The sequence below is a fragment of the Candidatus Pantoea bituminis genome (assembly GCF_018842675.1).
In the GTDB taxonomy this organism is placed as follows: Bacteria; Pseudomonadota; Gammaproteobacteria; order Enterobacterales; family Enterobacteriaceae; genus Pantoea; species Pantoea phytostimulans.
Genome location: NZ_JAGTWO010000005.1, coordinates 176903 through 198041 on the forward strand (window position 1 = coordinate 176903; position 21139 = coordinate 198041).

The following is a 21139-nucleotide window of genomic DNA, read 5'->3' on the forward strand; positions in this document are numbered from 1 at the left end:
ATGTCTGAATCGACATTTCCTGAAGGTTTTTATGGGGTGGCGCATTAGCCGCTAATCAGTCAGAAGGCGGCTATCTTGAAGGCGGTAAAGGACTGACTACAGTAGACATGATCCCACATGGATCCAACCGCATGAAGGTCAAGCTGGGTCTGGAAAAGCGATTTACCCTGCATCAGGATGAGTTCTATCCAAGCCATGAGGCGATCGATTTTTATCATCGCTATCACGACGATATTGCCTTAATGGCTGAGATGGGATTCACCGTTTTTCGCACCTCAATTGCCTGGAGCCGCATTTACCCCAATGGGGATGAGCCAACGCCTAATCCGCAAGGTATTGCGTTTTATCGCGATCTGTTTGAAACCTGCCGTCAATATGGCATCGAACCGCTGGTGACGCTGTGCCATTTTGACGTTCCCATGCATTTGGTCACCGAATATGGTTCATGGCGTAATCGCAAAATGATCGACTTTTTTGCGCGCTATGCACGTACCTGCTTTGAAGCGTTTGATGGCCTGGTGAAATACTGGTTAACCTTTAATGAGATTAACATTCTGCTGCACAGCCCCTTTTCTGGTGCAGGCTTGGTTTTTGAAGAGGGTGAAAATCCAGAGCAGGTGAAATATCAGGCGGCGCATCATGAACTGGTAGCCAGCGCACAAGTAACCCGTATTGCGCATGAAATCAATCCTGAAAATCAGGTTGGCTGCATGCTAGCAGGCGGGAATTTCTACCCTTGGTCAAGCAAACCCGAAGACGTGTGGGCAGCATTAGAAAAAGATCGTGAAAATCTATTCTTTATTGATGTGCAGGCTCGAGGTGCTTACCCCTCTTATTCCGCACGGGTGTTCCGCGAAAAAGATGTCAAGATTGTCATGGCGGATGAAGATGCTGAAATCCTGAAAAATACCGTCGATTTTGTTTCATTCAGCTACTACGCGTCACGCTGCGCGTCGGCAGATATGAATGAGAACAACAGCAGCGCCGCCAATGTAGTGAAGTCATTAACCAACCCGCATATCAAGCGCAGCGACTGGGGCTGGGGAATCGATCCGTTGGGCCTGCGTATTACCATGAACATGATGTATGACCGTTATCAAAAACCGCTGTTTCTGGTGGAGAATGGTCTTGGCGCGCGTGATGAATTTAATGCCGATGGCGAGATCGTTGACGACTATCGCATCAGCTATTTACGCGAGCACATTCGCGCCATGGCAGACGCGATTGCCGACGGTATTCCGGTAATGGGTTATACCACGTGGGGTTGCATCGATTTGGTTGCAGCATCAACCGGAGAGATGAGTAAACGCTACGGATTTGTCCACGTTGATCGCGATGATCACGGAAACGGAACGTTGCTGCGCACCCGTAAAAAATCATTTTGGTGGTATAAAAAAGTGATTGCCAGTAACGGCAAAGATTTAGACTGAGTCCTTTCTCGGACAATGGCCTGAGAAACGTTAATTTTTACGCATCTCAGGTCACGTCTTCGCGCCAGAATAAACAGCACAATTAGTTTTTCGCCAAGGTGACTGCGTTCGGTTCAGCATTAAAGGTTATTTCAGCGTTATATTCTTTTGGTAAACGCCTTGCCTGATAAAAAACGCGTTTCCAGTAAGGATTGTGGAGCGAAGAGCGCATAACGCCTTTACTGGAAGAGGCGTGTAAGAATTGATGGTCAGTGTCATAGAAGCCAACATGCATTTCATGATTAATGCGGAAAAAACTAAATCCCCGGTTGAAGATGCTCGGCATCGACACGTTTTCCCATTTGAATAAGCTGGGTGGTCGTCACGCGATCCATGGGAAGATTGAAACGGTCTTTCAGCGTTCGCCAGACAAAACCTGAGCAATCAACCCCGGTTAACGTGGTTCCACCCCAATGATAAGGTGTGCCTTGCCAGGAATGCATTTGGTCATGCAGTGCTGCGACGACGGGAATCAGATCAGGTTGCTGATCAGAACGGCTATAGGTATCAGTTGTATCCGCAGGCAGATTTTTATGGCCAGTAGCAGAATGAGATGAGCACCCCGCCAAAGTAACAAACGACAGACAGAATAAGACTTTGACTCTTTTAGATAACGTCATGATGGCGGATACCGGGTGTTTTAGCACATTAACTGTGCGTGGATTTATACAGCACCGGTTTAATTGAAAAAATGGCCTATCTACTTGAATTACACACACTTAACTTCATTGACGAAAATTTACAATTGTAAAATCTATTAACGCCTCTCTTTATTAAACACTTTACATAAAAAATTTTATAAGCATGGGAAATAGATTTAACCGCGTTATTATTTTCTTGATTAATAATGACATGTATCTATAAGCGTTAATTATCCCGTGACTCCCTTTAGCGGATGGGCGAGTAAAGCCTGACATAACCCGCGTCTAAGGGGTATGCCCGGCTTTCTGTTGTTTTAACGTTGCGTTACAGCCAGTGGCGAATGTTCAGACGGATAATCTATCCTCACTGGCAATCCTTCCCGTGCAGAACGATAAATTGCTTCCATCAGCAGGTGATCCTGCAATCCCTCTTCGCCCGGCGAATGGAAGGGCCGATTGTGCAATATGCCGTATGCGAAGTGATCAATTTCAAGCGTGAACTGATCTTGGGGCGAAAGCCGGATTTCATTTACCTGCTCAGCATCACCGCACCGCTGCGCTACATACAAGCGCTGGCCTTGATAAGCATAAGCATTTTCCAACGACACCCAACCTTTCTCTAACCGGATGTTCATATCCTTGCATTCATGCGCACCGTAGCTGGTGATACAGTGAGCAATAACGCCCGACGGAAAACGCAGCGTAAAAGTGACCGACTCTTCGACTTCCTTGTAGCGCGCATCCTGCTCTGGATTAATGATTTGCGCATAGACCTCAATGGGATCCTCGGCCAGCATGGTACGAACACCGTTCAGGCAATATAAACCGATATCTGGTAATGCCCCGCCACCTGCTAATGCGGCACGCATACGCCATTGCTCGCCCGGGCCTTGCACCTGAGTGGTAATAGCCTGAATAAAGCGTGGTCGGCCCAGCTCACCGGACTGCGTCAGCCGCGCCGCTTCGAGATTGAACACGTCATATTGGCAACGATAAGCGATCATCAGTTTGACACCCGCCTCATTACAGGCGGCGATCATTTCACGCGCTTCCTCAGACGTGTTTGCCATCGGCTTTTCACACAGCACATGCTTGCCCGCTTTCGCCGCAGCTACTGCATGATCGCGATGCAGGCCATTTGGCGTCACGATATAGACCGCATCAATGGCTTTGTTCTCCGCCATGCGCGCCATCTCGTCGTAGTTATAAATAGCGTCTGCATCGATACCGTATTGCGCCGCAACCACTTGCGCTTTGTCACGTCGACCAGAAACCAACGCTACCGGGCGGGCATATTGGCTTTGGCGAAGAGCAGGCAAAATTTGATTCAGCGTTAAACGCCCAAGCCCAACGATAGCAATGCCAAGACGTTTTTCCGGCGGCAGCACCACTGGCGGGTCAGGCTCGGGACGATCGGCTTGCCCTTTCCAGTTCTCGAAGCTTACTTTTTCATGCTCCACGCTACCTACATCTATCTTTGCGGGTTGTCCAAAGTGGGCTGGAACCGGTAAAGGTTGTCCAGTAGGCGTCCCCGGCCCTGTCTGGGCGTATGAGGCTTTGCGCTTATGGGTCATGCTTCCTCCGTTTGCGTAGCACGATGTATACAGCGTCAGAAATAAGGCTGCGGAGTAATGCGCTGAGCGAAATATTTATTTCATGGATTATAAAAGATAGGAAAATATTTCACTTATCGCCAGCGAGAGGGCTTTAGAAAGGTAGGAAAAGCGCAGAAAAACAAAGCGTAACGGCTAGTTATACCGAGCGCTTTGTTTTTCCCCATGCGGTATATCTGATTGAACTCAAATAACAGATAAAGAAGAATAAAGCCGTTCTACGCGGTAAAACCTCTTCAATTCGATCATCTGTTATCTTTTAATTTAGTGTGTCGATTTAATCACAAACGTTACTACACCAAAAATCTCCAGCCCTTCTTCGCTGTTGATATTAATGGGTGAGTAAGCGCTGTTCATGGGGATAAGTTGAATAAAGGGGCGCAGCTGGAGGCGTTTTACGGTGAATTCGCCTTCTATTGCAGCGACGACAATATTTCCGTGCTCGGCTTTCATGGCGCTGTCGACGACCAACATATCGCCGTCACTGATACCGGCTTCAATCATGGAGTCACCGCTCACGCGAATAAAATAGGTGGCGCTGGGCCGCTGAACCAGCAGCTCATTAAGATCCAGTCGCTGCTCGACATAATCCTGAGCGGGCGAGGGAAAGCCACAAGGTACACGCTCAATATAAAGCGGCAATTGCATAACGGCGCGGATCTCCGCAGGTTTAATGAACTCCATAACATTTTCCTCCTCAAATCAAATAACTGTATATATTTACAGTAATGGGTAACGGGGGATTCAGGCAAGTTAAGTCATGGGCTTTTTTGTAAAGGGACTGACAGAGAAAGGAATTTAATTTTTTGGCGCAGTCCGTGAAGATTGAAACGCGGTCATTTACGCAGCAAAAAGGATGAAATATCAGCAGGTAATCGCACAGATTTTTTAGACAGAATTCAATTTGAGTTAAGTGAATAATTAAGCGTGAAGTGCTGATGTTTTTTTGCGATCAAGCAGATTTTTTAATCTGAAGCAGTAAAAAATGTTGAGTGATTAAAAGGCATTTTATGAATAATAATAGCGCTACCATTCCCTTCATCGTATTAACCCCATGCAAACGCCTAGCATGAGACTACCGGTAACGTTGATTAATAATACCTATTAATTAAATAATCACGCCTGAAAACAGATTAACAAAAATGCATTTGTACTCTGCTAAAATGAAATGTTACGGTAAAGAATAATAAATAGCTTCGGAGGTAATTATGTTTTTTTCTGATAAAGAAAAAGCGAATGTCATTATTGGCGAAGCTGCATTTGCTCTCATCCTTGCTCGCCAGGAAGTCAGTGTTGAATCGTTGATTCAGCAATTAAAAGTTATGGCGGGAACAGAGTCCGACGAATCGCGCTTGTTAAAAATAGAAAAGGCAAAAGCCTGGCTTACGGATTTCAGGAGTGTGAGCAATCGTAAGCCCGCGCAAATTGAATGGCTTGTAGGGCAACGTAATGTTGAGGAGTCAGCCGATCATTCGTCCAATGACATTCATCTGAATAAGAACGATAAAGATGCCTAAGTTTATCGTGAACGTGCCACCGTCTTGTGGCACCTTCGTAAAGACGCTATTCTTCCCTTATACAAAATCCTGGACAAGAATCAGCGCAACAGGTGAGTAAAAACCGCTTTTAGACCTCTCTCTAACCCTCTGTTTTATAACGTTTAGCATTTTTTGCACAAAAATCCCGCCAGTAAAAAACCAAAATCCTGTACAAGTTTTTGAAAGATGTATAACTTCCGCTCAATAAACAGGGTATATTTTTAACCACTGAGGACTTGAACATGCGCCAGAACGGTCATGCACCTGATACAACCAGCGACATTGCCCGTTACTTCAACCAAGCCAACTTGCCTTCGCAGCAAGAGACGTTAGGCGCAATCGTGGTTGAAATCCTTCGTGCCGGTAACACGCTTAGCCGTAAAGCGATTTGCGGCAAGCTGCTTCGTCGTCTTGATCAAGCTACCAGCACTGAAGAAGAGAACCATTACCAGGAACTGATCGGCATGCTATTCGGACGTGAAGGATAATCGTTCCGCAGCAATATCCGGGTTTCAAAGAGTTAACTTGCTTTATTTTAGCAAAATTCTGATCGGACTTTATCCGGAAGACTGAGGGCCGCTTTACCCGATAAGGTCAATAGATGTCAGGCGCATGGCATCTGTTGACGCAATCACGCCCTGAAAGTGGTCATAAAATCGTAATCAGAGAAGCCAGTATGTACAGAAGTGATGAAGAAAAACTGACGGATGTGGTGATCGGCGAAGCAGTGCTGACATTGCTAAAGTCAGACAGCCCTGTTTCGAGTACCGCGCTTATCGCGCAGCTTGAAGTCATGGCTGCGGCTGCAGAAGACGCAAAAATGGTGCGTGCTATCAAAAGCGCGGTAACTGAAGTGCGTAAAGGAATGGCTGCTGCCAGCAAGCGAAGCAAACTCGATTTCCTGATCGGGAAAATATAACGCATCGATTTAACAGTGAAGGCCCACCAGAAGGTTCAAAAAAGCACTGAACCCTTGTGACGCCATCATAGTAAAGCTGGAAAAAAATCAGGCGCGGTAGGAGATCAAGAAATGTTTGTAGCTGACTCCGGGCAAAAGACAAACATGTACTACACTCCTTTCTGTTTACACCGGAATGCGTTTATTTAAATTTTCCTCAGAGAAATATGACCATGCAACAAGACACTTCAAACTCAGCAATTATCGAGTATTTTCGTAGCGCAGGCGATCAGTTGGCTTCAGAAACTGAGCTGTTGGGTACGGTGATCAAAAACATCGTCACCGATCAGGGGTATGTGACTAACAAAGCCATCATCCTGTATCTTATTGCCGAACTGGAAAGCACCTCAGACGTGGTTAAACTGGATGTATTGCGTAAGACGCTGGAAATCGTTGTTGGCCGCACGCCAGACGACGCCGGTATCTGATAACACGCCTGCGTTAAGGTTTGGCCGATAACGCAGGCTGTACTTTTTGAATCCCTTCAGTAACAGCTCACCTATTTTTCTACCGTTTCGATAGCACCATGAGTATCAGGTTTTACACCTTGATGACTTGCTGTTTCGAACCCACCTTTTGCTGCCACCACTGAACAGGACAGCGCCGCAAGTACTGCCAGCGTTATCTGTAATTTCATCGCCTTTCTCCCTTTCAAGCCCGCATTTGCGTTCACAACGGCATACAAAGATTAGCCTGGCAGATAATCGCCTCAGGCGAGAAGCCAGAGGGATATTTGAATGGTTTTCAGGAAATTTCTTAAAAGAAACGTTCGAGGATCAGTGCATTTTACGAGCGAAAAAACCAATTGCTTGCTTACAGAGTTCCTGTACTTTGGAATCGCCGCTCTCTTCGCTCATGCGAAACAGGGCATCTGTGATTTCGTGGAAATGGACAGGTCGGCCCGTTTCAATCAATTTAGTCACCGCCGCGCCCACAATGGCGCGTATATCTACAGAAATATACTCTTCATCGTTGTTCACACAACCTCCAACCGATGTATGCATATACAGCCTAACAATTTGGCGCGAGAAAAACAAAATCGGTAAGCACTGATCAGATGAGCAGTGCTTACGTCGCATCGTAAATTATCGCTGTCTGCCTACTCACTATGCTATGAGGTTGATTTCCCACCCGCCTTGCTAGCCTTTACACCTGATAACCGAATGTGCGGCCCGGCAAATCGACATGCGTACTCAAAATGGTTTCTGAGGCGTTTTTGCCCAACAAAACCTGATAACGTCCTTGCTCAATCAGCCATTGCGATTGATCTTCATCCCAGCAAGCGATCACCCGCGGCTCAAGCGTTAAGCGAACCTGACGACTTTCCGCAGGCTGTAACTCCACACGCTGGAAGGCTGCCAGACGTGATACATGACGTTGATCTGCTGGATGAAGATAGATTTGCAGCACGTCAGCACCCGTTCGCTGACCGCTATTGGTTACAGTCAGCGTCACGTTGATGTCTGAGCCTTCTGCCGTGACGTTGAGATCAGAATAATCAAAGGACGTATAAGAAAGGCCGTAACCAAAAGGGAACAGCGGCGTTTGCTGTGTGCGCATAAACCAACGATAGCCAACGTCTGAACCTTCTACATCGTAATCCACAGGGATAATTCCGCCTTTAACGGGCATCCCCGGCAGCGAAGTGGTGCTTTCAGGATCGGTTTGCTCAGGATGTGGCAGTTGTGCTTCTGAGGCTGGGAACGTAATCGGTAAACGTCCTGATGGATTAACCCGCCCAAACAGAACGCCGGCGATAGCTTCGCCCCCGCCCGAGCCGGGATACCAGGCTGCAACGACCGCCGCTACCGCATCTAACCACGGCATCGTCACTGGACCGCCCGTTTCCAGCACCACGATGGTTTGCTGGTTTTGCGCCGCAATCGCCTGAATCAACAGGTTCTGCTCATCGCTGAGCGAAAGGCCCTGCGCATCCAGCGCTTCCGATCGCCACTCTTCCGCAAAGACAATCACTGCGTCAGCTGTGCGCGCCTGTTCAGTGGCTTCTGCAATATCTTCACCGCTGAGATAAGTGACTTCTGCCGCGCCTGATTCTGCACGTATCCCCAAAGCGGCGAAGAGGGGTGAAACACTTTATCGGTCTGGATGCCCATAAAATCTACACCCGGCAAGCGCAAACTGCCCACCGGCGTGACCGCAGATGAACCGCCTCCGGACAATACGCCATGATCGGCATGGGCGCCCACCACCAATAGTTTGGCCGCGCCCCGTTTTAGCGGCAGCGTTTGATGACTATTTTTTAATAGCACAATGCCCTGCTCAGCTTCGCGCTGGGCGAGAAGACGATGGGCCATATAATCAATATCGCCGTGCGGTTGTGCCGGATGTTCGATGACACCCACAGTAAACAAGCTGCGTAAGATGCGCCGCACCATGTCATCAATACGGCTTTGTGGCACCTCACCTGCCGTCACAGCATCCTTAAGCGGCTGATCAAACCAAACCTGCTGATCGAGATTGGCACCCGATTGTACATCCAGCCCAGCAAGCGCAGCTTTAGCGGCTGAATGCGTGGCGCCCCAATCTGACATCACCCAGCCGGGATAATGCCAATCCCCTTTCAGCACATCATTCAGCAAAAAGGCGTTCTCTGTAGCCCATTCGCCATTCACCAGGTTGTAACCTGGCATCACCGATCCGGGTTGACCGATCTCATTGGCAATCTCGAAAGCCAGCAAATCTGATTCACGCATTGCGGATTCACTCAGATTAGAGCTGACCACCACGCGCCCGGTTTCCTGAGGATTAACAGCAAAATGTTTGACGGTAGAAACCACATGCTGCGACTGAATGCCGCGCACCGAATGACCAGCCATGACACCGGTAAGCACGGGATCTTCAGAAAGATATTCGAAGTTGCGCCCGCCGCGCGGCTCGCGAATCAGATTGGCGCCACCCGCCAACTGCACATTGAAGCCCTTAGCAAAAGCTTCACGCCCCACCATTTCGCCGGTGCGCTCCGCCATTTCAGGGTTAAACGTAGCGGCGAGCAACAAGCCCGACGCCAGCGCGGTCGCGTTATCACCAGGTCGTACGCCGCCTAACGCCGTGATGCCAAGACTGGCGTCACTTTGCTGCATGGCGGGAATACCCAAGCGGGAAATGCCGGGATAATAAGCCGCTGAACCAATCGCACCGTCTGGTAGCGTCTCATCATCTAAGGGGATCGCCATAGGTCCCGAAAGCCAGGCGAACTTCTCCTCTTCCGTCATGGCTTTCAGTACTTTGTCAGCTTTTTCGTCCGCCGTCAGTCCAGCTTCTTGCCAATCGAATCTCATTGTCTCTCCTTGCTGCGATTCCCTGAGCGATAGGAAATCACCCGTAAAAAATGGGCAGTTGCCTAAAAACATGGTTCAAAAAGGGAATTTAATCAAACAGATGCGCATTAATGGTCAACGTACGCAGCGTCAAAATTCGTTGAACAAGGAGACAAACGCGTCAATACGCAGCGTTAAAGTCACATGCCGTTTTGGGATCGATCAAGATAAATTGTGCGACGTGAACAGTGATTGCACCTGACGAAAGCACAGGCTACATTGCGATTCTCTAACCTCAAATAAACCTCAAAAAAGCCCTGCAATTTATGCCTAAATTTACCCTGAAACAGATCGCCGCGCAGTCTGGTCTGAGTCTCGCCACCATTGATCGCGCATTGCATAATCGCGGCAAAGTGCATCCACAAACTCAACATCGCATCCAACAAGCTATTGCTGATTTAGAACTGCTGCAAAAAGCGGGACTCGCGAAAGGCAGAACGCTTTATTTTGATGTGATCATGCATACGCCTGATCGCTTTCGCGAACTGGTGCGAGAAGCCTTTAGCAGCCAAATTGCCGGTTTTTCTTCTTTCAAAATTCAGCTGCGCTTTCATTGCAGCGAAAACATGACGATTGATGAGATCAACACAGTATTGAAGAAATGCGCGGTCCACAGCCACGGCGTAATTTTAAAAGCCACCAATTCAGAACAACTCATTCCAACTATTGATGCCCTGATGAAACAGCGAGTCCCGCTGGTAACAGTGATGTCCGATATTCCGTCCAGCGCACGATTGCGCTACATCGGCATGGAAAATGTGGATGCGGGCAAGGCCGCTGCGTTCCTGATGGCAAAATGGCTGCGGGTTGAGAAGTCACACATTATGGCGATCACGGGCAGTAAGGAATTTATTGGCGAACAAGAGCGTATAGAAGGATTTGTTGCCGCCATGCAGCAATTTGCCCCACAACATCGTGTCAGCGTTGTCGCCGGCGGTTTTGGGCTTGATCATTTAACTTATCAATCAGTAACCGATTTTCTTACCTCTCATCCTGAAACCGATGCAGTTTATACCGTTGGCGGCGGCAATGCGGGTATTCTGCGCGCGTTTGACGAGCAACGGATTTTAATTAACACCTTTATTGGTCACGACCTCGATCGTGAAAACCGTGCCTTGATGCAGGCGGGCAAAATAGATGCGTTGATTGAACATAATTTGCAGCTGGATGCTCAACACGCTTTCAAGGCGTTACTGGAATTTCACGGCTTTATCCCCAAAACGGAAAGCGCAGCACCCTACTCTAAAATTAATATTATTACGCGCTACAACATGACGACCTGATCGCGAAGACGACATCAGGCTTAGTGGCCTGATGTCGTGCGGTAAGAAAAGGAGAATGTTTAAACGGATTTTTTCAGCGGTACTTCTTTCAAAAACCACGATAACGCAAAAGCGGATAACATCATGCAACCGCCCAACAGGAACGCAGCATGAATGCCTTGACCAAAAGATTGCAGATAGGCTTCTTTAATTTCCGAAGGCAAATGATGTATCGCAACCGGGTTCATCCCATGCGGCAGTTCGGTTCCTTCAGCGATGCGTTGCATCAATGACGACTGTAAAACCTGGGTGAAGATTGCGCCAAATAGCGCCACGCCAATCGAGCCACCAATCGATCTAAACAGCGTTATCGCCGATGTGGCCACGCCCAACATGCGGACTTCCACGGTGTTCTGCACGACCAGCACCAAAACCTGCATCACCATTCCCAATCCCATTCCCAGCAGCCCAGTGAAAAGATAGAGATGCCAAATCGGCGAGGTCAGCGTAATCGTGGTTAACAGCCCTAAACCGATGGAAGCCAACAAGGTACCTATGATGGGGAAAAGGCGATAGCGCCCGGTTTTACTGATAACACGACCGCTGAAAATTGAGGTCAGCAATAATCCGCCCATCAACGGAATCAACTGCAATCCTGCCTGCGTCGGTGTTGCCTCCTTCACCACTTGCAAATAGAGCGGCAAAAAGGTGACGCTGCCAAACAGCGACATGCCAACGATAAATCCCATTAAGCTGCACAGTGAAAAGCTGCGGTTGCGGAACAGCGAGAGAGGCAAGATCGGTTCAATGGCTAACCTTTCTTCATAAATAAAGCCAATCAAGCCCACGAGACCAAAAGCCAGGATGCACCAGAGTTGAGGATCGGACCACGCATGAACGCTGCCGCCCTCACTGGTAAACAGCGTAATGCCCACCAGCGCCATGGTCAGGTACACCGCGCCGAGAATGTCGATTTCATGTTCATTGCGTTTATTAGCCGATTTAAACACCACGCCAATAATGATCAAAGAGAGCAGGCCGAGCGGGAGATTGATATAAAAAATCCAGCGCCACGACATATGCTCAACCATAAAACCGCCGATCAGCGGCCCCAAAATGGTGGCTAACCCGAACACACCACCAAACAGGCCTTGATAACGTCCGCGCTCGGCGGGCGAAATGATGTCGGCAACTGCGGCCATAGTGACAACCATTAATCCGCCACCACCCAAACCTTGTAATGCACGCGTCCAGATCAGCTGCGTCATATTTTGCGCTAACCCACACAACATTGAGCCAATCAAAAACAGCACGATTGAGATTTGCAGCATCTTTTTGCGACCAAACAGATCGCCGAACTTGCCGTAAAGCGGCACCGCAATGGTTGAAGATAACGTATAAGCCGTCACGATCCATGTCAGCTTATCGAGGCCGCCAAATTCACCCACAATGGTGGGCAATGCTGTTGAAACAATGGTTTGATCCAGCGCCGACAGCAACATCACCAGCATCAGGGCCGCAATCAGCAAGCCGACCGACTGTGTTTGAGGTTGTTGCTTAATGGATTGATGAATCAGCGTTTTTGACTCCATAACTTCACCGCTTGTAATTAATTAAATGCACGTTTAATATCGACCATAATGTTTCTCCCGTCAATGGTTCACGAATAATGTCCGCAAAAAACACAGGTTCACTCTCTACGGCAGCGCAAGCGAAAGAGCGTCGTCCCGGACGTCCGCGCGGTGGCGCCATCAATGCCGAGCAGCGCGAACATTTACTGACTATCGCGCTGACATTATTTGCAGAAAAAGGCATTGCCGAGACGTCGCTGAATGCCATTGCCCGTAAAGCAGAAGTCAGCGCCGCGATGCTGACTTACTACTTTCAGTCACGAGAATCGTTGCTGGATATCATTATTGCCGAGCGCTTTTTGCCGCTTCGCCATGATATTGCTGCCATATTCGATCAACATGCCGACGATCCTCGCACCGCCCTGACGTTGATCTTAGAGAAGATGATTGAAACTGCAGAGAAGCATGTCTGGTTCGCACCGTTGTGGATGCAAGAAATGGCCTCGGGAGAATCGGTTTTTCGTCAGCGACTAAAGGCGAAACATGGCGATAACGAACGGCAAAAAGCGGTCGCTATCATTCAGAAATGGCAACAAGAGGGCAAACTCAATGCCGATCTTGAACCGGCGCTGTTAATGAGTTCGCTGATAAGCCTGATTTTGGTACCGTTGGTGCAACTCAGAACAACCGGCGCACATCCCGGTTTTAGCGGCGCAGATGTTTTGCGACATGCCACCGCAATGATCTCAAACGGTTTTCTGAATGGTCGATAAACGGCTCAACTCAGGCCGTGCATCAGGTACTGGCACGCACGATCAATTGCCAATCCATCAACACTCGCTCGGCGGGCGATTCAGGATCGTCGATTTTTTGCAGTAACAGTGAAAACGCTTTACGGCCAATATCACGCGAAGGTTGTGCGATGGTGGTTAGCGGTGGCGAAACCATTTCTGCCAATTCGGTGCCGTCAAATCCGGCGACGGCAATGTCTTGCGGCACGCGTAAACCGGCCTGTTGAATGGCGGATATCGCACCCGCCGCGAGCGTATCCGACACCGCAAATACCGCATCGGGCCGCTTCTCAGCCGCCAGTAATGTTTCCATGGCGTGTTTACCGGCGCTAAAACTCAACGCGCTGGCATAGGCAATCGCCTGCCATTCGAGCTGATGCTGCTGGAGTTCAGTTTGATAACCCTGCTGACGCAGCTGAGCATATTTATAGCTGAGATCGTGATTGATCAATGCGATGCGCTGACGACGGTTCTGAGCCAGGTAGCGTACAACCTGTTGTGACGCTTCTCTGTCATTGATACCGACACAGGAGATAGCGCCCGCGTCAGCATATTCAGCGCACTGAACCCAGGGTGTAGTGCCGATCAGATGCGCTAATTCCGGCAATTTGCTAAACGCATCCATGGTGATAATGCCATCAACGATTTTGCCGGCCAGCAGTTGCAAACTGGATCGCGAACGTTCGATATCCGAGCCGGAATTACACAGCAGAATGCGATAACCCTTTTTCTCGGCCTGGGCTTCGATCCCTTTCACCACTTCAGCGCAAAATGGATTAGAAATATCAGACACCATCACCAAAATCATTGAGCTACGCGCGGTGCGCAGTTGGCGTGCCAGCAGATTAGGCTGGTAGTTGCTTTCTTTAATGGCCCGTAAAACTTTGGCGCGGTTTGCTTCCTTCACGCTATCACTGTTATTAAGCACCCGAGAGACGGTGGCAACTGACACGCCCGCCAGCTGGGCGATTTTTTGAATCGACATGAAGCAACAGATCCCGCAACAACATTGATGGCATGCAGGCTACCATAAATTACCGCTAAGCAATAAGTTAGCGCCGCCATGCCTGAAGGCTTAAACCTTAACCCAGCGCTGCTGTTGATGACTTTTGACAATGGCGTCAACCACGGACATCACCTGCGCGCCATCATAAAAAGTCGCGAACGTCGCCTTGTCACGCGTGGGTGGTGCGCTCTGCGCCACGGCCAGATAAAACTGCTGCATCATATTGCGGAAGGCATCAGGCCAACCTTCAATGTGCCCGCCGGGGAAACGCGCACGTGCAGCAATATCAGCGTTCAGTAGTGAAGGATCGTCAGATAAAAGCTGATTAGCCTGATGACGATGACCGATCCACAATTGCTGAGGCGTTTCCTGGTCCCACGCCAGCGATGCCGCGCTGCCGTTTACCTCAAAACTGAGACGATTTTTTCGTCCCGCCGAAACCTGCGACACGTTAAAGCTGCCTTTGCTGCCATCTTCAAAGCGAAACAGCACAAACCCCATATCTTCGGTGGTGACGTCGTGAGTGTGATACTGCACATCGTCCTGCTTGCCGCTGAAGGTTGATGCGCTATTGACGCTGGCCTTGCGCTTCGGCCAGACAATAGCGAGATCGGCCATCACTTCGACAATTTTTTTGCCCGTGACAAACTGAACCGTGTCGCACCAGTGTGAACCGATATCTGCTACGGCACGTGACGCGCCGCCCTTTGCTGCATCAACACGCCAGTTGAAGTCCGTTTCCTCCAGCATCCAATCTTGCAAGTAGCTGCCTTGCGCTGAAAATAGCCGACCCAGCTCACCGTGGCGCATCATGCTGGCAGCCTGTTGCACCAGCGCAAACTGGCGATACACAAAACTGACGCCATGCACCACGCCCGCTTGCTCTGCAAGGTCAATCAGCTCATGCGCTTCATCCACCGTCATGCACAACGGTTTTTCGGAGAAGAGATGCTTACCGGCGCGTAATACCTGGCGATTAATTGCAGCATGCAAATGATTCGGCGTGCAGTTATGCACCGCCTCTAATCCCGCATGATTGAGAAATGCGCTTACCTCGCTGTACGCATGCGGCACATTCAATTGCTCCGCGTGCTTCAGCGCAGCAGGCTGGCTGGAATCACAAATCGCCACAACCTCGACATTTCCTAAGCGACGTAACGCTTCAATGTGCGCCGGGCCAATAAAACCGGTGCCAATAATGCCTACTTTGATCATTTCAGGCCCCTTTATCCAAACCCAGTTGCGCACGTACACTCTCGCGCTGATCGCCCTGTGCGGCAAAATCATCAAAGGCGCGCCCGGCAACGGGAATAATGTGTTTTCGGATAAACTCAGCGCCTTCACGTGCGCCAGTGTCGGCATCTTTCAGGCAGCATTCCCATTCAAGCACGGCCCAACCGTCGTAGTCGTATTGCGCCAGTTTGCTAAAAATGGCGTTGAAATTAATCTGTCCGTCGCCCGGTGAACGAAAGCGCCCTGCACGATCAATCCAGCGCTGATAACCGCCATATACACCGCTGCGCCCATTAGTCACATATTCAGCGTCTTTCACGTGAAAAGCTTTAATACGCGAATGATAAATATCAATAAACTGTAAATAATCAATATGTTGAAGATGTAAATGGCTGGGATCAAACAAGATATTACAGCGCGGATGATTCTTCAGCAGCGCCAGAAAGCGTTCAAAGGTCACGCCGTCATGTAAATCTTCGCCGGGATGAATTTCATAACAAACATCTACGCCGTGACGATCGTACTCGTCTAAAACCGGTCCCCAGCGGCGCGCCAGTTCTGAGAAAGCTTCACTGAGTAACTGAGGATTATGCGGTGGCCAGGGATATAAATAGGGCCACGCCAGCGATCCAGAAAAGGTCGCATGCGACTGCAAGCCCAAATTAGCTGACGCTGCTGCCGCCAGCTTTACCGTTTTAATTGCCCATTCGGTGCGCCGCGTATTGTTGCCGCGCACTTCCGCCGGGGCGAACCCGTCAAACGCAATATCGTGAGCCGGATGAACAGCAATCAACTGCCCTTCCAGATGCGTGGATAATTCGCTGATCACCAAACCGTGCTGTGCCAGCAATCCGCTGACTTCATCACAATAGGTTTGGCTCGACGCCGCTTTTTCCAGGTCAAAAATAGAGGGGTGATTGCAGGGAATTTGCAGCGCCTTATAACCCAGCGCTGCAGCCCACTGCGCCAACCCGTCCAGTGAATTGTAAGGCGCCTGCTGGCCAATAAATTGTGATAAGAAAATAGCGGGTCCTTTTAACGTTTTCACGTACACCTCCAGTTTGAAAATTCTTAATCCCGATATTTAAAAGAGAAGAAGAAAATAACGGTGATTACCGCTGCCGCAACGGCAGGGATCCACCAGAACAGTGCCCAGTTTTGCGCAGAGACTTGCCCCGCAACCAAATTGTTATAAAGCGCGCCGGAAATTTGTGAACCGAGCAACATACCAATACCGTAGGTGAACATCACCACCATGCTTTGAGCCTGACCTTTCACTTTGTCACCCGCGATGCGGTCGGTATAAATGAAGCCCACCACAAAGAAGAAGTCGTAGCAGACGCCATGCAGCAGGATGCCAAGATAAATCAGCAGACGCCCTTCTTCGCCCATGCCCATGGCAAACAGCGCATAACGCACGAACCAGGCAAACATCCCAATCAGCAACATGTATTTGACGCCAAGGCGGCGGAACAGCAGCGGGATCACCAGCATAAAGAAGATTTCAGACATCTGACCAAACGACATCAGGGTGCTGACGTTTTCAACACCTGCATCCGCCAGCCATGAAGCGGTAAAGGCGTAATAGGTGCCGAGAGGAATTGAGATCAAGGTGGCGCACAGCGCAAACACAAAGAAGTGGCGGGTTTTCAACAGCGCGAAGGCATCGGCGCAAAACAGGTCGCGCACCTTAAGCGGCAAGCCTTTGGCGGGCGCGGGTGTGTGCGGCAATGTCAGGCTGTAAACCGCCAGAATCACCGAGCAAATCGCAGCCACCGAGAAGATGGATACGCTGGCTGAAATGCCCGTGACACCGATAAAAATGCCCGCCACGATCCAGCCAATGGTGCCAAAAACGCGTACAACCGGAAAACTTTTATCGCTGTTTGCCAGGCTGTGAAACGCAATGTTGTTGGTCAATGCCAGTGTGGGCATGTAGCACAGCGTATAACCAAAGAGTAAGGCGATCAGCAGCGAGCCGTTTTCAGCGATCAGCGCTTGAGGCACAAACCATAAGATCACCGCACCTGCCAGATGCATAACGGCGAGCACCTTTTGCGACGGAAAGAAGCGATCAACTAACATGCCCAGCACGAACGGCGACAGAATCGACGCAATTGGCCCGGCCGAAAATGCATCCCCAATCAGCAATGACATGTTGTGCTGCGTCATCACCAACCCGAGCGTAACGGACCAACTTCCCCAGATAAAAAATTGCATAAACATCATTAGCGACAGACGCGGAATCAGCATCCGCTGGTGCACAGCTATGTTTTCAGTGTTTTGCGTGGTGGAGATCATGATGAACCTCGGCGGTTAAAGTAATCGATTACATTCCTGACCCGTAAAAAGTAATCGATTACAAAATAAGGTTCTCACGAGCTGATCACATTTTATACACACAGAAATTCTCGCTCTGGTTGGCGGCTATCGCTTACTGAAGAGAGCGACAAACCGCCTAGAAAAGAGAAATGCGCAGCGGGTTCAGTTCATTTCAGCGTAAACCTGGCGCAATCTCATCACGCTGTCATGCACTGCAATTGCGCCAAAATGCATTTACATGCTGAGAAATTCACAGGCAGTTATCCCTGATAACGTACCGCTTCAATCAATTTAGCAAACGCGGCGGTATGTTGTTTCCGGCTGGGGTAATAAAGGTAATACCCTGTAAAAGGGTCGCACCAGTCATCTAACACACGCACTAAATCCCCCGATTGACTAAATGGGTAATAGTGTCTTCCGGCACATAGGCCACACCCATTCCTGATAATGCGGCATCAATCCGGGAAGCCAGATTATTAAAAATGAGCTGACCTTCTACTTTTACGCGAATTTCTTTGCCCTGCTTATTAAATTCCCAGCTGTAAATTCCACCGCGCGTTGGTAGACGCATATTAATACAGTTGTGATTTTGCAATTCATAAGGCGTTTCGGGTTTACCAAATTGCGCAAAATAAGCGGGCGATGCCACCACCGACATACGCCAGTCGGGGCCAATACGTACCGCTACCATATCTTTTTCAACCTGCTCGCCTAATCTCACGCCCGCATCGAATCGTCCGCTGACAATATCAGTCAAGGTATTATCTACAGAAAATTCAATATTCACGTCAGGATAGGTTTGTAAAAACGGTTTAAGCAACGGCCACAAGGTGGACGATAATGCATGTTCGCCCGCCGTAATACGGATATTCCCGGAGGTTTTTCCTAAGTTATCCGACAAACTCACCAGCTCTTTTTCGATATCGGCAAATAGCGGAGCAATGTTTTCGATTAACCGTTCTCCCGCTTCAGTCGGCGCAACGCTGCGTGTAGTGCGCGTCAATAACCGCGTATTCAATCTCTCTTCTAACGCGCGAATGGCGTGGCTAAGCGCCGATTGCGACACCCCTAACTTTGCTGCTGCGCGGGTAAAACTGCGCTCTTTCGCCACCATGACCAGGTAAATAAGGTCATTGAAATTTTCTTTTAACATGGTCGGTTCTCGTCGGTGGGGAAATACACTGAATAAGCTGAATATATGCGCAAATCTCAATAATTTCTAAATTTTGCTTTGCCACAATGTGATGTAGACAGAGTTATAGCGGGCTTGACGCCTTGGCGCTTCACTTTTTGGCGCAGTATTGATGACCATCATTCATAACGCCTATCGTGTTTAGTGCTCTAATTTAGTGTGATTGTTAATGATACGATTTCGTTGAAGTTGGCTTTATCGATATCTTTTCATTCATCCTGATACATCGAGGTCATTATGAACACCATTAAAACTACGTTGCTTTTGCTTGCCACGCTGCTAACAATCAACAGCGCCTTGGCGGTAAATGTGACCAACGACGTTACGGGTAAAGAGAAAATTGGCGTGGTCTCCGCGCAAGGCGCTTATTCTCTCGACCGCTTAACTGAAAAACTCTCTGATAAAGCCGCCGCTGAAGGGGCTTCTTCAATGAAGATCATCTCCGCAGGCGGTGAAAATAAACTTTATGGCGTTGCTGAAATATACCGTTAATCCGCAAGGACGAAAGTACGTCAAAACAAGCCAGCGCTTCAAATAACAATATTGTCTGATTTATTAACTTCCCTTATTTATGGCACGTTTTTCATCGGCTTGTTGCGCCAATTCGCCCTTTCCCCTGCTTCTTTAAAATTCCCTGAGAGTAAGAAAATGGACAGACATGACATTATCATTCAAGACCTGGTGACATGGATTGATGACAACATAAAACAGCCGTTGAAAATTGATGACGTGGCTGCACGTGCAGGTTATTCAAAATGGCATCTACAGCGAATGTTTCAGCGTATTACCCATAAAAGTCTCGGACATTATATTCGCGATAAAAAAATGGAACTGGCTGCCCATGATCTCATTGATGGTTCCGAAAGCGTTATCGATATATCAGTCAAATATGGCTACGACTCACAACAATCTTTCACACGGACGTTTGCCAAAAAATATCATGTTCCACCTGCAACCTTCCGCCGTTTAAACGCCCACAGCTTCGACGCGAATGTGTGGGTTTAATAATCAAACCAATCCTCTCTCCGGGAGAAAATAAATGCCTGATAAAGTGGCGTTAAAGCCTCTGGCGATTTTATGTGCGCTTTTTATTTTAAATTTAACAGGGTGTGATGATGCAGCGAACAATAAGGCTTCATCGTCTGAGGCGCCAGAAGTTCAGGTGATGACGTTACAACCTCAATCTTTACCCATGAGCACCGATTTACCGGGCAGAACCTCAGCGTATCGCGTCTCTGAAGTGCGCCCGCAGGTTGCTGGGATTATTCTCAAACGCACCTTTGTTGAAGGCAGCGACGTTAATGCCGGTGATGTGCTGTATCAAATTGATCCGGCCCCCTTCAAAGCCACGTTTAACAATGCTAAAGCCGCGGTAGCGGAAGCAAAAGCCAATGCCCGCATTGCGCAAGCGACGCTGGATCGGTATCGCCCTTTATTGGGAACGCACTATATCAGCCGCCAGGATTACGACCAGGCCGCGGCAACGGCAGCGCAAACCCGCGCCGCAGTAGAAGCTGCGCAGGCTGCACTTGAAAGTGCCCGCATAAACTTATCGTGGAGCACACTCACTTCGCCAATCAGCGGCCGCGTAGGACGTTCGTCAGTAACCGAAGGCGCGTTAGTGCAGGCAAGTCAAGCCGATGCGCTCGCCACCGTGCAGCAACTGGATCCGCTTTATGTCGATGTCACGCAATCAAGCCAGGATTTTTTGCGACTGCAACAAGAGTTGGCCTCCGGCAGGCTTCAACAGCAAGCAGGCAAAGCCAGAGTTACCGTCTTGCTGGCCGACGGCAGCACCTACCCTGAATCGGGCACGCTGGCCTTCTCGGATGTCACGGTCGATCAAACCACCGGTTCCATTACCCTGCGCGCGATTGTGCCTAATCCTCATCACAATTTGCTTCCCGGCATGTTTGTGCGTGTGCGACTGGAAGAAGGCGTGAATCCACAGGCGTTATTGATTCCCCAACGTGCCGTGACGCGTACGCCACACGGTGATCCCACAGCGATGGTGGTGACGTCTGATAACAAAGTGGAAGTTCGTACATTGAACCTGTCGCAAACGGTGGGTGATAACTGGCTGGTTGCCGGAGGAATAGCGCCCGGCGAACGCGTAATTACTTCTGGTGTACAGCGTGCCCAACCCGGCATGCAGGTGAAACCTGTTGATACGGCGCCCTCTTCACAACCTGCTTCTTAAACGCC

20 protein-coding genes and 3 pseudogenes are annotated in these 21139 nt (G+C 49.2%); 10 read left to right on the top strand and 13 right to left on the bottom strand.

Translation table 11 applies throughout. From position 1 onward, the window contains the following. Positions 1–1430: pseudogene (locus KQP84_RS23320) on the top strand (6-phospho-beta-glucosidase). Positions 1431–1512: 82 nt separating this feature from the next. On the opposite strand, the pseudogene KQP84_RS23325 reads toward KQP84_RS23320, so the two are convergent. From KQP84_RS23325 to KQP84_RS23335, 3 genes and pseudogenes are all read right to left on the bottom strand, one after another. Then, positions 1513–2089 (bottom strand): annotated as a pseudogene (locus tag KQP84_RS23325) (C40 family peptidase). Between the two features lie 335 nt (positions 2090–2424). Further along, complete coding sequence (locus tag KQP84_RS23330) at positions 2425–3684, bottom strand: Gfo/Idh/MocA family protein (protein WP_215848483.1); 1260 nt, start codon at positions 3682–3684, stop codon at positions 2425–2427. A gap of 303 nt (positions 3685–3987) precedes the next feature. After that, complete coding sequence (locus KQP84_RS23335) at positions 3988–4407, bottom strand: translesion error-prone DNA polymerase V autoproteolytic subunit (protein ID WP_215848484.1); 420 nt, start codon at positions 4405–4407, stop codon at positions 3988–3990. Between the two features lie 524 nt (positions 4408–4931). Here KQP84_RS23335 and KQP84_RS23340 point away from each other — a divergent pair. The 4 genes from KQP84_RS23340 to KQP84_RS23355 all read left to right on the top strand — a co-directional run bounded on the left by KQP84_RS23340 (position 4932) and on the right by KQP84_RS23355 (position 6647). Then, positions 4932–5240: a hypothetical protein gene (locus tag KQP84_RS23340; RefSeq protein WP_215848485.1), complete on the top strand. Its 309-nt coding sequence runs from the start codon at positions 4932–4934 to the stop codon at positions 5238–5240. A gap of 263 nt (positions 5241–5503) precedes the next feature. Further along, positions 5504–5749: a regulatory protein YcgZ gene (ycgZ, locus tag KQP84_RS23345; protein ID WP_215848486.1), complete on the top strand. Its 246-nt coding sequence runs from the start codon at positions 5504–5506 to the stop codon at positions 5747–5749. A gap of 188 nt (positions 5750–5937) precedes the next feature. Then, positions 5938–6180: a hypothetical protein gene (locus KQP84_RS23350; protein WP_252515524.1), complete on the top strand. Its 243-nt coding sequence runs from the start codon at positions 5938–5940 to the stop codon at positions 6178–6180. A 212-nt stretch (positions 6181–6392) separates the two neighbouring features. Further along, positions 6393–6647, top strand: a complete 255-nt coding sequence (locus tag KQP84_RS23355) for a biofilm/acid-resistance regulator YmgB/AriR (RefSeq protein WP_215848487.1) — start codon at positions 6393–6395, stop codon at positions 6645–6647. A 71-nt stretch (positions 6648–6718) separates the two neighbouring features. On the opposite strand, the gene KQP84_RS23360 is transcribed toward KQP84_RS23355, so the two are convergent. From KQP84_RS23360 to KQP84_RS23375, 4 genes are all read right to left on the bottom strand, one after another. Next, the gene (locus tag KQP84_RS23360; RefSeq protein ID WP_215848488.1) at positions 6719–6856 is read right to left on the bottom strand and encodes a hypothetical protein; all 138 of its coding nucleotides are present in this window, start codon (positions 6854–6856) and stop codon (positions 6719–6721) included. 139 nt (positions 6857–6995) lie between these two features. Further along, positions 6996–7199: a hypothetical protein gene (locus tag KQP84_RS23365; RefSeq protein WP_243079317.1), complete on the bottom strand. Its 204-nt coding sequence runs from the start codon at positions 7197–7199 to the stop codon at positions 6996–6998. Between the two features lie 166 nt (positions 7200–7365). After that, positions 7366–8289, bottom strand: a complete 924-nt coding sequence (locus tag KQP84_RS23370; RefSeq protein WP_252515525.1) for a glycoside hydrolase family 3 C-terminal domain-containing protein — start codon at positions 8287–8289, stop codon at positions 7366–7368. Continuing rightward, positions 8190–9518, bottom strand: coding sequence for a glycoside hydrolase family 3 protein (locus tag KQP84_RS23375; RefSeq protein WP_215848491.1), 1329 nt, complete (start codon positions 9516–9518; stop codon positions 8190–8192). Before KQP84_RS23375 ends, KQP84_RS23370 begins: the two co-directional genes overlap by 100 nt. Before the next feature lie 305 nt (positions 9519–9823). On the opposite strand from KQP84_RS23375, the gene KQP84_RS23380 reads away from it, so the two are divergent. Further along, a complete protein-coding gene (locus tag KQP84_RS23380; protein WP_215848492.1) occupies positions 9824–10840 on the top strand; it encodes a LacI family DNA-binding transcriptional regulator in 1017 nt (338 codons plus the stop codon). A 59-nt stretch (positions 10841–10899) separates the two neighbouring features. On the opposite strand, the gene KQP84_RS23385 is transcribed toward KQP84_RS23380, so the two are convergent. Beyond that, on the bottom strand, positions 10900–12411 hold the full coding sequence (locus KQP84_RS23385) for an MDR family MFS transporter (RefSeq protein WP_215848493.1): 1512 nt from the start codon (positions 12409–12411) through the stop codon (positions 10900–10902). A gap of 77 nt (positions 12412–12488) precedes the next feature. On the opposite strand from KQP84_RS23385, the gene KQP84_RS23390 reads away from it, so the two are divergent. Then, positions 12489–13163: a TetR/AcrR family transcriptional regulator gene (locus tag KQP84_RS23390; RefSeq protein ID WP_215848494.1), complete on the top strand. Its 675-nt coding sequence runs from the start codon at positions 12489–12491 to the stop codon at positions 13161–13163. Positions 13164–13185: 22 nt separating this feature from the next. Here the strand turns inward: KQP84_RS23390 and KQP84_RS23395 are convergent, their stop codons facing one another. The 5 genes and pseudogenes from KQP84_RS23395 to KQP84_RS23415 all read right to left on the bottom strand — a co-directional run bounded on the left by KQP84_RS23395 (position 13186) and on the right by KQP84_RS23415 (position 18895). Continuing rightward, positions 13186–14166 (bottom strand): LacI family DNA-binding transcriptional regulator, encoded by a 981-nt coding sequence (locus tag KQP84_RS23395; protein ID WP_215848495.1) that lies wholly within the window; start codon positions 14164–14166, stop codon positions 13186–13188. A gap of 90 nt (positions 14167–14256) precedes the next feature. Next, positions 14257–15402 (bottom strand): Gfo/Idh/MocA family protein, encoded by a 1146-nt coding sequence (locus KQP84_RS23400; protein ID WP_215848496.1) that lies wholly within the window; start codon positions 15400–15402, stop codon positions 14257–14259. A 1-nt stretch (position 15403) separates the two neighbouring features. Next, positions 15404–16468: a sugar phosphate isomerase/epimerase family protein gene (locus KQP84_RS23405; RefSeq protein WP_215848497.1), complete on the bottom strand. Its 1065-nt coding sequence runs from the start codon at positions 16466–16468 to the stop codon at positions 15404–15406. 23 nt (positions 16469–16491) lie between these two features. Further along, positions 16492–17721, bottom strand: coding sequence for an MFS transporter (locus KQP84_RS23410; RefSeq protein ID WP_215848498.1), 1230 nt, complete (start codon positions 17719–17721; stop codon positions 16492–16494). Positions 17722–18002: 281 nt separating this feature from the next. Beyond that, a pseudogene (locus KQP84_RS23415) lies at positions 18003–18895 on the bottom strand (LysR family transcriptional regulator). 276 nt (positions 18896–19171) lie between these two features. On the opposite strand from KQP84_RS23415, the gene KQP84_RS23420 reads away from it, so the two are divergent. Genes KQP84_RS23420 through KQP84_RS23430 form a run of 3 tightly spaced genes read left to right on the top strand, consistent with a single transcriptional unit; the run spans position 19172 to position 21134 of the window. Further along, on the top strand, positions 19172–19426 hold the full coding sequence (locus tag KQP84_RS23420) for a YdgH/BhsA/McbA-like domain containing protein (protein ID WP_215848499.1): 255 nt from the start codon (positions 19172–19174) through the stop codon (positions 19424–19426). Positions 19427–19477: 51 nt separating this feature from the next. Then, on the top strand, positions 19478–19939 hold the full coding sequence (locus KQP84_RS23425; protein WP_309140189.1) for a helix-turn-helix domain-containing protein: 462 nt from the start codon (positions 19478–19480) through the stop codon (positions 19937–19939). Between the two features lie 34 nt (positions 19940–19973). Further along, on the top strand, positions 19974–21134 hold the full coding sequence (locus KQP84_RS23430) for an efflux RND transporter periplasmic adaptor subunit (RefSeq protein ID WP_215848500.1): 1161 nt from the start codon (positions 19974–19976) through the stop codon (positions 21132–21134). Positions 21135–21139 lie beyond the last annotated feature (5 nt).

Coding starts and splice junctions, on each gene's coding strand:
- KQP84_RS23330 (WP_215848483.1), bottom strand. CDS start 3,684: ATGACCCATAAGCGCAAAGCCTCATACGCCCAGACAGGGCCGGGGACG.
- KQP84_RS23395 (WP_215848495.1), bottom strand. CDS start 14,166: ATGTCGATTCAAAAAATCGCCCAGCTGGCGGGCGTGTCAGTTGCCACC.
- KQP84_RS23335 (WP_215848484.1), bottom strand. CDS start 4,407: ATGGAGTTCATTAAACCTGCGGAGATCCGCGCCGTTATGCAATTGCCG.
- KQP84_RS23360 (WP_215848488.1), bottom strand. CDS start 6,856: ATGAAATTACAGATAACGCTGGCAGTACTTGCGGCGCTGTCCTGTTCA.
- KQP84_RS23410 (WP_215848498.1), bottom strand. CDS start 17,721: ATGATCTCCACCACGCAAAACACTGAAAACATAGCTGTGCACCAGCGG.
- KQP84_RS23340 (WP_215848485.1), top strand. CDS start 4,932: ATGTTTTTTTCTGATAAAGAAAAAGCGAATGTCATTATTGGCGAAGCT.
- KQP84_RS23420 (WP_215848499.1), top strand. CDS start 19,172: ATGAACACCATTAAAACTACGTTGCTTTTGCTTGCCACGCTGCTAACA.
- KQP84_RS23380 (WP_215848492.1), top strand. CDS start 9,824: ATGCCTAAATTTACCCTGAAACAGATCGCCGCGCAGTCTGGTCTGAGT.
- KQP84_RS23430 (WP_215848500.1), top strand. CDS start 19,974: ATGCCTGATAAAGTGGCGTTAAAGCCTCTGGCGATTTTATGTGCGCTT.
- KQP84_RS23350 (WP_252515524.1), top strand. CDS start 5,938: ATGTACAGAAGTGATGAAGAAAAACTGACGGATGTGGTGATCGGCGAA.
- KQP84_RS23385 (WP_215848493.1), bottom strand. CDS start 12,411: ATGGAGTCAAAAACGCTGATTCATCAATCCATTAAGCAACAACCTCAA.
- ycgZ (WP_215848486.1), top strand. CDS start 5,504: ATGCGCCAGAACGGTCATGCACCTGATACAACCAGCGACATTGCCCGT.
- KQP84_RS23390 (WP_215848494.1), top strand. CDS start 12,489: ATGTCCGCAAAAAACACAGGTTCACTCTCTACGGCAGCGCAAGCGAAA.
- KQP84_RS23355 (WP_215848487.1), top strand. CDS start 6,393: ATGCAACAAGACACTTCAAACTCAGCAATTATCGAGTATTTTCGTAGC.
- KQP84_RS23400 (WP_215848496.1), bottom strand. CDS start 15,402: ATGATCAAAGTAGGCATTATTGGCACCGGTTTTATTGGCCCGGCGCAC.
- KQP84_RS23375 (WP_215848491.1), bottom strand. CDS start 9,518: ATGAGATTCGATTGGCAAGAAGCTGGACTGACGGCGGACGAAAAAGCT.